Here is a 10,346-nt window from a genome sequence, read left to right on the forward strand (position 1 = left end):
CTGAATAAGCAAAACGGCGGCCTAGCGCCGCCGTCTTGATATTGCGCCGCAGCATGCGCCTTGGCAAGCCGCTGGATCAAACTTCGCCCGGAAAACGCCCCGCTCAGCAGCCCTTCAGCGGAATGCCCGGCGTCAGCCGCTTCTGCAGCGCCTTCAGATGCTCGGCCTGCGTCGCGTCCAGCGCCTTGAAGGACAGCGTGGTCATCTTGGCCGGCTCGCTCTTGGACTTGACCACGGCCTTGTCGTAGCCAGCCGCCTTCAGCCGCGCCACCAGGGTCTTGGCGGCCTCTTCCCGGCCGAACAGGCCCAGCGACAGATTGCCCTTGAATTCGTCATTGCCGACGATGTAGTTGTCGAAGCCTTTGTCTTTCAGCTCCGCTGACAGCGTCTTGGTTTCGGACTGGGTGGCCAGCGGCGGGTAATACACCCAGAACTTGCCCGAGCCCTTGTTCTCGTCCTTGCTGTCTTCCTGCAGCTGGCCCGCCTTCAGCTTCAGCTGCGGCATGCCGCCCTTGACTCGCGCGAGCAGGCTGTCGTTGAGCGCGCCCCAGCGATAGCAGGCCGTGGCTTTCTCTTGCGCCGCTGTTTTTTCGGCCGGTTTGTCAGCTGGTTTTTCAGCCGCTTTCTCGGCAGGCTTATCTTGCGGCTTCTTGCCCGCAGCCTCCGCCGGCTTCTGCGCCGGTTTTTCCGGCGCCTTGACGGCCGGCGTGGAGGCTTCCGCCTTGGTTTGCGCTACTGGCGCGCTCGCCGCGGGCTTGCCGGCGACAGGCGCCGACGCCGCGGCGGCCGGCGCGCTGGCCTGGGCGGCCGAAGCGTCGGTCTTCCAGCTCGGCGGCAACAGCCGCACCAGGCCGGGACTCACTTCCTGGGCATGGATGTCCAGCGGCGCGCGCTGCTTCAGCGTGCCATACATGGCCACCAACAGGTTGAGCACCACTACCAGCGCCACAAGCCACTTCATCACGAGTTCGCCACCTTCAGTAATCCGATCAACACCAGATTATCCACGATCTGCAACGGCGCCGCGAGCCAAGGCGCGATGCGGGCCGCGTCGCCGCCAGTCAGGATCACCGTGGCCGGCGGCCGTCCGGTGCGCGCGGCGAGCTTGCCGCGCTGTCCCTCTATCGCGCCGGCCAGGGCGGCCATCGCCCCGCTGGCCAGCGCGTCCTGCGTGCCTTGCGGGAAGTCCACTACTTCGCCAAGCTGCCGGTTCAGATTGGCCGTGCCCTGCGCCAGGCTTTGCAGCATCAGGCCGTGGCCGGGCAGGATCAGACCGCCCAGATAGTCGCCCTCGGCGGTCAGCGTCTCCACCGTCAGCGCGGTGCCGGCGCAGGCGACGACGAGATCGCCGCGCAATATCTCGCGTGCGGCCAGCACCGCCAGCCAGCGGTCGGCGCCCTGCTCGTCGGTGTTGCGATAATGGTTACAGACCTCGCCGAAACGGCGCGCCGAATGCACGCGATGCAGCGGACACGGCGCGGCCGCGGCCAGCGCGTCTGCCACTTCGCCGCGCGCCACCGACGACATCCAGGCGCCCTCAAGCGGCAAGCCGCGCCAGATATCGGCCAGGCCCGCCAGTTCGTGATGCTCGGCCGCGCCCTGCGCCACGCAGTCCGCGCCCTGGTACACCGCCCATTTGACCCGGCTATTGCCGGCGTCGATCAATAATTTCATCGGCGCTCCCTGAGACTGACTTCGCCGATATGGAAAGTCCTCATGCCCTGCGCCGTCTCCAACTGCAGGGCGCCGTTGTCCGCCACGCCGCAGGCGACGCCATCCACCGGCTCGCCATGCGAGAAAGCCAGCCGCACCGGCGCGCCCTGGTGGGCGGACAGCCGCCACCACTCGTCGCGCAGCGGCGCGAAGCCGTTGCGGTCAAAATCCGCCAGCACTTTTTCCAGCTCGTTGAGCAGGGCCGCCAGCACCCGGTTGCGGCCCGGCGCCGCGCCTCCCTGCTCCAGCGTGGCCACCGGCTGGTCCACCTCGCCCGGATCGGCCACATTGACGCCTATGCCTATTACCACCGCGGCGGGGCCCAGCGCGTCGCCGGACAGCTCAATCAGAATGCCGGCTAGCTTGCGGCCATCCAACAGCACATCGTTGGGCCACTTCAATTCCACCGGCGCGCCCAACCCGCGCAGGGCGCGCGCCAGCGCCACGCCCACCGCCAAAGACAGGCCGGCCAGCTCCGCCATGCCGCGCTCGAAGCGCCACAGCAGAGAGAAGGTCAGCCCGGCCCCCAGCCGTGCCTGCCAGCGCCGGCCCAGCCGGCCGCGGCCGGCGGTTTGCAGCTCGCAGGCCAACACCAGGCCATGCAGGCCGCCGTTGCCGGCGCGCGCCATCAGCTGGCTGTTGGTGGAGTCGGTGCGCTCGGCCACCGCCAGCGTGAAAGCCTCCGCCGCCGTCTCGTCGAGCCCGGCGCGCACTTCAGCCACATCCAGCCAGGCGAAAGGCCGGGCCAGCTTGTAGCCCTGGCCGCGCACGCTGAACACCGTCAAGCCCAGTTCGCCCTCTATGGCGTGCACCGCCTGCCACACCAGCGTGCGCGAGCAACCCAGGGCCTGGGCGATGTCCTCGCCGGAGTGGAAGCGGCCGTCCGACAGGTGGCGCAGCACCGCGAAGGCGTGCTCGCTCACGCCTTGCCCTCGCTGGCGCGGATCTTGTTCAGCGTCTGGGTGGTGGAGGTGTCGAACAGGAAGGGAATGGAGTGCACCTGGCCGCCGCGCGCCAGCGTCTCGGCGCTGCCTACGATCTTGTCCACGCTCCAGTCGCCGCCTTTGACCAGCACGTCGGGCTGGATTTGCTCGATCAGCTCGGCCGGGGTGTCGGCGTCGAACCAGGTGACCAGGCTGACGCTCTCCAGCGCCGCCAGCACCGCCGCGCGATTCAGTTCGTTGTTGATCGGTCTGTCGTCGCCTTTGCCCTGGCGCTTGACCGAAGCGTCGGTATTCAGCCCCAGCACCAGGCTGGCCCCCAGCGCGCGCGCCTGCGCCAAGTAGGTGACATGGCCGCGATGCAGGATGTCGAAGCAACCATTGGTGAACACCAGCGGCCGCGGCAACGCGGCCAGCCGCTCGGCCAATTGTTCCGGGGGGCAGATCTTGTCTTCAAACGACGGCGACGGGTAGCTCATGCTCTTCCTTGCGTAAGCGCGGCCCGGCGCGGCATGGAAGCCGCCTGTCATCGCCGGGCCGGTAAACGGGATAAGTGGCGAAGCATACCACCGACGCCCCCGCCTGCCCAACTCCGGGCTAGGGGCAGCTCAGAGCCGCTCCCCCCAGCGTACTGCCGGCTACAGTGGCGATCTGCACATAACCGCTGGTCTGCAAATTGAACGACAACGCCGAGCCCGCGCCGCGGCTGTCGCACACGCGGAAGTCTCCGGTCTGCCCCACGGCCACGTAAGGCGGCTTGGGGTTGAAGCTGACGCTGGCGATGGCGGCGCTGCCGCCCGTCACCTGGCTGCCTATGGTGGGCGCGCCGCCCGCTGTCAGCGGCTGCGCCTTCAACAGCACCTGCCCCGCGCCCTGCTGCTCCAGCACCGCCCAGCCGGCGCTCCAGTTGGCTCCGCAGCTGTTGTTGGCCGCGGGGTTGTAAGGGCAGACCGTCACCACGTTGTTGTCTGCCAACGCGGTGGCGCGCGCCTGGTCCAGCGCGGTGATCAGGTTGTCGCGCAGTCCGGTCAGCCGCGCGTCCTGAATGAAAGCCTGCCAGGACGGCGTCGCCATCGCCAGCAGGATGGCCAGCACGCCGATGGCGATCATCGTTTCAATCAGCGAGAAGCCGCCCATCGCGTCCCCTTTCATGCCGCCCCCGTTCAGTTCGGCCAGCAAGTGCTGCTGCTGTCCCCGCCTTGCGCGTTGGTCGCACTCTTGATGCCGGCATTGCTGATAGTGAAGCTGTTGCAGCTGCTGTCCCGTCCCTGCAGGCCGGCAGCGACGACGGTCGCCGTCAGCGAATAGCTGCTGGCCGTGGCACCGGAGGCGATCTGCACCGTGTAATAGCCGCTGGGCGACGTCGCGCTGACCGCGCAGGCGGCGTTGTTGTAAGCGAAGTACTGCGCGTAGCACTGTTCCATCTGCGATTGCGCCAGGGTCAGCGCCTGCATGGCGTCGCTGCGCCGCGACTGCTGCAGGTAGCTGGTATAGGCGGGATAGGCGATGGCCGTCAGGATGCCTATCACCGCCATCGTGATGACCAGCTCGATCAGGCTCACGCCGCGCATGCCGCCCTCCTTGGTCCGTCCGCTCACAATATCTGCCACCAGCCGCTCCAGGAATAATATTGCTGCGAAGGGCTGCTGCTGGTGCAGCTCAGCTTGCCATTGGCGCAGTTGTTGCGGCTGGAGCTGTTGCCGCCGCCCACCAGGATGCTGGCCGAATACCCCCCCGCGTTCGATGTGACGAAAGCCGGCGTGGAGGCGAAAAAGCTGCCCAGCAGCACGCCGGACAACGGCAACTGGCTGTAAATATCCAGGCCGTTGACCACACCGTCGCTGTTGGCGTCGAGGAAGGGCTGCAATGGCGGCCCGCCCGTGGCGTAATAGGACGACATCAGATAAGACTGGCCGCCGCTGGTGCAGGGCGTGGACGATGGCGTGAAGGTGGTGTACACCACGTTGCCGGCGAAAACCTGCGGATCGGTCAGCACCCGCATGCCGCTGCCGCCGAAGCTCAGGTTGTAATACCAGCCGTACAATGTCGGACAGGTGCTCCCGACTACGCAACTCAGCGGCGGGTTGGGCGCCTGCCAGTTATAAGTAGTGGAGGAAATGGTGGTGGTCGGGAAACCCGAAACCGTGGTGGCGATTGCCGTCTCCGCCTGCTGTACCAGCTTGGCCGGCGTCAGCGCGCTGACGCTCAGATTGTCGTACACGCCATAGAAAGCTTGGGTATTGGCATTGCTCAGATCGGTCTGGGTCAATAGCTGGCCGGTACCGAAGTACACCATCGTCCCCTTCTGTTTGGGGAAATTGGGATTCAGCGTCGCCGCCGGCGCGCCGGTGATGGGCTGGTGATTGCCGCCGCTGTCCGTCGCGGTGAACAACAGCCGCGCCGACCAGCTGGCCGGGCTGCTGCTGCCGACATTGATCGCCCAGACATTGCCCTGCAAATCTCCCGCGTACACCATGTCCACCGCGGAGCCGGCATTGCCGCTGCTGTTGACTGCCACCACGCCGGACAGGCCCTGCGGCGCGCTGCTATTGCAGGCGCTGCTCACCACCGCGCACAGGTCCATCTTGGCCAGGGTGGCGCCGGTTTGCGGATTCACCGCGTAGAAAATGGCATGGTTGCCGCTGCTGGCGTAGCCATTGCCGAAAAACACCGCATAGCCGGGCGCGGCATTGATGCGGGCGATGGCTGGGCGGCCATAGGTATAGCCCATGCCGCTGTCGCCATACTCCCACAGCACGGCGCTGGCCAACGCGGCTTCCGTCGTCAGGCTGGACGGCGAGGTGACGTCGAGCGCGTAAATCGTCTGCCCGCCCCCGCCTAGTCCGCCAGCGACGATGGAGTGCCAGCTGCTGTCGCTGAACTGCACGTCGCCGGCCTGCGGCGAACCATCGACGAAATAGACGTGATTGTTGTTGTAGGTGGTCGCCGCCAATTGGTACAGATTGGCGAACACGCCGTTGGGCACGAAGGCGAAGGCCTCGTTGCCGGTATTGGCGTTGAAGGCGTGCAGCATGCCGTCGTTGGCGCCTACGTAGATCAAAGGCGTGCGGCTGGCATTGGCGTTGGTGAAGCTCAGATAGCTGGCATCGGTATACGGCCCATCCGGCTTGCCGACATACACCGGACCGCTGTCCACGATATCGCCCAGCAGATGGCTGCGGTTGCGGAAGCCGCCGCCGTTCTGCGCCTCCTGCGAGCGGTCTCCGCGCAGATAGTTGAGCCGCAGGCTGCCCTTGCTGTCCGATGGCTGCAACTGGGATTGCTGCGTGCTGTTGATGCCCGCTGAGCCGGAAACCGGCCATTCAAACGGCACGCCCTTCTTGTTGACACCATCCCAGGCCGCGATCAGCCGCGCATTTTGCCACCCCGTGCCGCCCGCCAGCGTGTCCAGTTGCGTCTGCGCCTGCCAGGAGGCGTTGGACGACACGCTCAGCGCATTGTTGGCCGTCAGCGAGTAGGCCGCCAGGTTGCCGGTCCAGTCGCTGTACGGCGTGTCGCTGGGATTGAAGCTGGCCAGGAAAGCCTGGGCGCTGGTGCTCAGCGTAGTGCTGTTCAGCGCCACCGAGGCCTGGTCATAGCTGCCCTTCTGTATTTGCACCAGGATGGCGCCCAGGGCCGTGCTGAAGGCGGCCGGATTCACCGCCGGATAATAGGCCCCGGTATTGCCGGCCACCGCCATCGCTGTCAGCGTCTGCGCCGCAGTGGGATTGGTAGCCGGCGCCACCCCTGCGCCCAGGCCGATCACATAGGTCTTGATGCCGCTGGCGGCCAGGGTCTGGATCTGGCTGATCGCGTCCAGCAGCGCCTGATCATTGGTGGAGCCGGAGTTCAGGGAACCATCCGCGTTGAAACTGGCGGTCACGCCGTAGCCGGTCGCCGCCGCGCTGCCCGCAGGCGGCCAATAGTTGCCGTTCTTGTCCTGGGTAGGGAGGCCATCGGTGATCAGCACCACGTATTTTTGCGGGGTGCAGCCGCTGCTGGAGGAACTACCGCTGGTAAATGCGCCCTGCGCCGTCTTCAACAACGCGTAGATAGGCGATTGCCCGGCGGCGGACTTGATTTCGCCGCTGCTGGCGGAATTGGTTTCCGGCTGCAGGAAAGGCACAAAGGTGTTGTAGGCGCTGGTGAGCTGGCTGGCCGAAGGACTGCCCAGATTGGTCATCGCCACATTGGTGGCGGCGGCGCTGTACGACTGCGAGCCGCCATAGCCCCAACCGCGCTGGGCATACATCACCTGCGGCGAAAACGGCACAAAGCCGGCGTTGGTGGGCGAGGTGCCCCAGGAAGTATGTCCGCCTGGCGCCAATTGGCTATACGACACGACCACCGAGCCATTCTTGTAGCTATTCAGCGAATAATAGCTATAGGGATTGCTCGGGCTGACCGTGCCGTAGGTCATGAAAACCGGATCGAGGCCAGAGCTGTACAACACGTCATTGATATTGGCGTCGTCGCTGGTAGCCCCCACCGTCATGTACTGCGAACCGCCTACCGTGCTGGCGCTGGCGCCCAGCGCGCTGGCGATGGAGCCGCAATCGCTCTTCACCGTGGACGACGAGGACGAACTGTAGCCATAGCAGGGATTCAGCACCGTGTCGGTGCTGCTGGTCGCCGTCGGCGTATTGGTGAAACCAAAGCCGCCCGCCGGCGACATGTAATATACCCAGGTGGTATACAACGAGGTGCCGCTGATCTGATAAGACAGCAGGCCGAAGTCCGTCGTAGCGAGGTAGGTATTCAAAATGGACAGGATGCCGGCCTTGGCCACATTGAGCCGGGAGGGGCTGTTATCGGCCAGCTTGCCGCCCGAAATCGACGAAGTGTACGGCTGCATGCTGCCCGCCGCGCCGCCGCTCACCGGCGGCGTGAAGTTGGCCGGCACCGGATAATTGGCCGGCGAAGCCGAACCGGACAACGCGCTGACCGCGCCGCTGCCGCTCAGCAAGGCGCCGCCGCGGCCGGTATAGGTGGAGGAAAAGCCGTTGTTGCAATTGGCGCCGCTATTGCCGGTGCCATTGCAATAGGTGATGGTGCTGCCATCCATGGATTCCGAATTGGTCACCGCGATCACCACCTGCGGCCGCGCCGGCGAAGTGATGATCAACGGCACCTGGGAAATGGCCAGCGTGGCGGTGGAGCCGCCCCCCCGCACCCAGTAGGCGGCGAGCAGCAAGCTGCCCAGCAGCAAGATGCCTCCCATCGCCCGCGCCGCCCGCTTCCGATTCTCCATGTCGGCCTCATTGCATGAATATCGCTTGCAAGACCACGGGGCTCGCGCCGCCGCTGGTCGCCACCCGGGCCGTGACCCGGTAATTGTTGCTGCCGGCCATCTGGCCATAAATGCCGCGATTGCCGCAGCTGACGCCAGCCCGGCAGGAAGCCGGCATGCTTTCCACCACATAGCTGCTGGCCACGGCCGGATTCGCCGGCGTGCCGGTGTAGCCGGGAACCGCCTTGGTCGCATCGCTCCAGAAAGCGGCGTTGCTCAGGTTTTGCTGCCAAGCCGGCGCCGCGCTCGAATTGAACTGGTAATAACCGTTATTGCCGGCCACGGTGAAGGTCTGACTGGCGAAACCGCCCTGCAGCATGGAGGAGTAGGCTTGGCGCAAAGTGCCCTCGGCCAGCTCCAGATTGCTCTGGTACTGCGTATTGTTGCTGACCATATGCAGTTGGCTGATGGACTGCGTGCTGCCGGCCAGGCCCAGAATCATGATCACCAGCATAAAGATCAACGCGACGATCAACACCACGCCGCGCTGTCTCCCCCCCGCCACTCGCCGGTTTGCGCGCCTCATAGCCCGGCATTCCGCAAGGAAACCGTCATGGTGTAGACATGGCGCAGCCGGGTGTCGCACGGCACCACCACGGTGGCCCCCAGCACGGTCCAACTGGTTGGGTTTCCGCAGCCATTGCCTATGCCGGCCAAAGCCGGCGCCGACCCTTGCGCTCCCTCCAGCAGCATGCCTATGCGCAGGCTGTTCACCTGGCTCCAATTGGCGACCTGGCTCGCCGGAACATACTCCGTCGTGACGCCGGGCGTTGAGCCTATCCCATACCAGACCTGCAGCGCGTCCACTCCCGGCACGATGGGCGCGAGCTGCCAGCCCGCCGTAGTGCCGTCATAGGTGGCCTGATACAGCGCGCTCTGCGCGCCCGTCGCCTGGGCCACGAAATAGGCGGTTTGCGCCAGAGGCGCCGCCACCGAGCCCGGCGGGAAATCGCTGTCCAGCGCCTGGCTCAGAGTAATGGCGCCGCTGGCGCCATTCACGCCGCTGACTTGCATGATGGAAGAGTGTCCGCAATTGGACACCGACAATAGATTCTTTGTCGCCACGCCGCTGGTCGATTGGGTCGGCAGCGAAGTCGCGCCGGCCGAGGCATAGGCATTCACCCACAGCGGCGCCGAGCCATTGGTCTGGCCGCTGAAAATCATCACATCGCTGCCCTTTTCTACCCGCCCCTGCAGGCTGGCATCCAACGACGGACTCCAGTCGGCCAGGCTATTGTCGTTGGCGGGGTTGAGGCTGTTCAGGGTCAGCGTGGATGAAGCAAGCACCGCGTCATAACCGGTGACCGGCGAAGTGAAATTGCCCAGCACGCCGTTAGCGGCCGCCAGTTGATACGAGGTGCTGCTGCCCGAACAGCCGAAAAAACCCGCCTGGCGCGCGCTTTGCGCGATCAAATTCGCTGCGGTGGAGCCCGCGCTCTGCAGCTCGCCCTGAGCAGAGTCGACCGAATAGTCCTTGCGCCCCACCACCATGATGCCAACCAGAGAAGTCAGCAATAGCAAACCTATGGTGATCGCCACCATCAGCTCCACCAGGGAGAAACCGGATGAGCGTCGCAATCGGCTCACATGATGCTCCTCACCGCGACGGACTGCTGAACCCCGCCGCGGCCCACCCCGCCGTCCGTCCACCAGACCTGCACCACTCTTTCAGTCGTCGCGGCGCCCGCCGGCTGATAGACGCTGCCGGTGCCGCCCGGCAAATTATTCTGCAAATCGGTCAGCCACTGGTATTTGTCGAACGCGGCCATCGTCGCCGCGCTGCACACAGTGGACACGCAATTGCTCTGGAAGGTTGAAGGCGCGGCGCCGGAGGCGACATCGTAAGCGCCTGCGCCCACTTGCGCGGAATTGGCGCGCATCCGGTCAGTCATGTCATAAGCGTATTGCGTGGCCATCTGCCGCAGATAGCTGGAGCCACTGGCCCGCGTAGCGTTCAACATCACCGCCACCGCCGCCAGCACGCCCATGGCCAGCACCAGCAGCGCGATCAGCACCTCCAGCATGGTGAAGCCAGCCATCGCCCTCCCGCGCCAGCATTGCATATGCATCCCCCATTCCCGCTGCGCCAAGCCGGCGCTCATTTCAGCATAGCCAAGGCCCCGCGGCGAAGGACAATACAAGTCGATGAAAGATGGAAAACAGACGACGGGTGGGGAAACAAGAGGGTGACCGTCCCAAGCAGCAAAGCCCCGGCAGGGTATCCTGGCGGGGCTCGCTGGAGGGCGGCTTGGCGCTTCGCGCGCGCCAATGCACAAAGCCCAGCTCGTTTGAGCTGGGCTTTGTCTTATGGGGCGTCTGGCGGTGTCCTACTTTCACATGGCGAATGCCACACTATCATCGGCGCTAAGATGTTTCACGGTCCTGTTCGGGATGGGAAGGCG

At 65.3% G+C, this 10,346-nt stretch carries 10 protein-coding genes and 1 rRNA gene; all 11 read right to left on the reverse strand.

What is annotated here, in order from left to right:
• Positions 1 to 103: 103 nt before the first annotated feature.
• The gene (locus tag C2I19_RS14550) at positions 104 to 961 is read right to left on the reverse strand and encodes an SPOR domain-containing protein (protein ID WP_103903412.1); all 858 of its coding nucleotides are present in this window, start codon (positions 959 to 961) and stop codon (positions 104 to 106) included.
• On the reverse strand, positions 961 to 1,674 hold the full coding sequence (locus C2I19_RS14555; RefSeq protein ID WP_103903413.1) for a type III pantothenate kinase: 714 nt from the start codon (positions 1,672 to 1,674) through the stop codon (positions 961 to 963). The genes C2I19_RS14550 and C2I19_RS14555 overlap by 1 nt, the downstream gene beginning before the upstream one ends.
• Entirely contained in the window at positions 1,671 to 2,636 is a 966-nt protein-coding gene (locus tag C2I19_RS14560) for a biotin--[acetyl-CoA-carboxylase] ligase (protein WP_103903414.1), read from the reverse strand. The genes C2I19_RS14555 and C2I19_RS14560 overlap by 4 nt, the downstream gene beginning before the upstream one ends.
• A complete protein-coding gene (gene rfaE2, locus C2I19_RS14565) occupies positions 2,633 to 3,133 on the reverse strand; it encodes a D-glycero-beta-D-manno-heptose 1-phosphate adenylyltransferase (RefSeq protein WP_103903415.1) in 501 nt (166 codons plus the stop codon). The genes C2I19_RS14560 and rfaE2 overlap by 4 nt, the downstream gene beginning before the upstream one ends.
• Before the next feature lie 118 nt (positions 3,134 to 3,251).
• The gene (locus tag C2I19_RS14570) at positions 3,252 to 3,833 is read right to left on the reverse strand and encodes a GspH/FimT family pseudopilin (RefSeq protein WP_103903416.1); all 582 of its coding nucleotides are present in this window, start codon (positions 3,831 to 3,833) and stop codon (positions 3,252 to 3,254) included.
• Entirely contained in the window at positions 3,818 to 4,264 is a 447-nt protein-coding gene (locus C2I19_RS14575; protein ID WP_146056826.1) for a type IV pilin protein, read from the reverse strand. The genes C2I19_RS14570 and C2I19_RS14575 overlap by 16 nt, the downstream gene beginning before the upstream one ends.
• Positions 4,249 to 7,905 (reverse strand): pilus assembly protein, encoded by a 3,657-nt coding sequence (locus C2I19_RS14580; protein ID WP_146056827.1) that lies wholly within the window; start codon positions 7,903 to 7,905, stop codon positions 4,249 to 4,251. The genes C2I19_RS14575 and C2I19_RS14580 overlap by 16 nt, the downstream gene beginning before the upstream one ends.
• A 7-nt stretch (positions 7,906 to 7,912) precedes the next feature.
• Positions 7,913 to 8,470, reverse strand: a complete 558-nt coding sequence (locus C2I19_RS14585) for a pilus assembly PilX family protein (protein WP_146056828.1) — start codon at positions 8,468 to 8,470, stop codon at positions 7,913 to 7,915.
• Positions 8,467 to 9,531: a PilW family protein gene (locus tag C2I19_RS14590; RefSeq protein WP_146056829.1), complete on the reverse strand. Its 1,065-nt coding sequence runs from the start codon at positions 9,529 to 9,531 to the stop codon at positions 8,467 to 8,469. The genes C2I19_RS14585 and C2I19_RS14590 overlap by 4 nt, the downstream gene beginning before the upstream one ends.
• Positions 9,528 to 10,013, reverse strand: coding sequence for a type IV pilus modification protein PilV (gene pilV / locus C2I19_RS14595; protein ID WP_158253718.1), 486 nt, complete (start codon positions 10,011 to 10,013; stop codon positions 9,528 to 9,530). The genes C2I19_RS14590 and pilV overlap by 4 nt, the downstream gene beginning before the upstream one ends.
• Positions 10,014 to 10,258: 245 nt before the next feature.
• Positions 10,259 to 10,346 (reverse strand): 5S ribosomal RNA (gene rrf / locus C2I19_RS22990); the annotation flags it as partial.

Origin of the sequence: Chromobacterium alticapitis (assembly GCF_002924365.1) — a bacterium.
GTDB classification, from domain to species: Bacteria; Pseudomonadota; Gammaproteobacteria; order Burkholderiales; family Chromobacteriaceae; genus Chromobacterium; species Chromobacterium alticapitis.

Coding starts and splice junctions, on each gene's coding strand:
- C2I19_RS14580 (WP_146056827.1), bottom strand. CDS start 7,905: ATGGAGAATCGGAAGCGGGCGGCGCGGGCGATGGGAGGCATCTTGCTG.
- C2I19_RS14555 (WP_103903413.1), bottom strand. CDS start 1,674: ATGAAATTATTGATCGACGCCGGCAATAGCCGGGTCAAATGGGCGGTG.
- C2I19_RS14550 (WP_103903412.1), bottom strand. CDS start 961: ATGAAGTGGCTTGTGGCGCTGGTAGTGGTGCTCAACCTGTTGGTGGCC.
- rfaE2 (WP_103903415.1), bottom strand. CDS start 3,133: ATGAGCTACCCGTCGCCGTCGTTTGAAGACAAGATCTGCCCCCCGGAA.
- C2I19_RS14585 (WP_146056828.1), bottom strand. CDS start 8,470: ATGAGGCGCGCAAACCGGCGAGTGGCGGGGGGGAGACAGCGCGGCGTG.
- pilV (WP_158253718.1), bottom strand. CDS start 10,013: ATGCATATGCAATGCTGGCGCGGGAGGGCGATGGCTGGCTTCACCATG.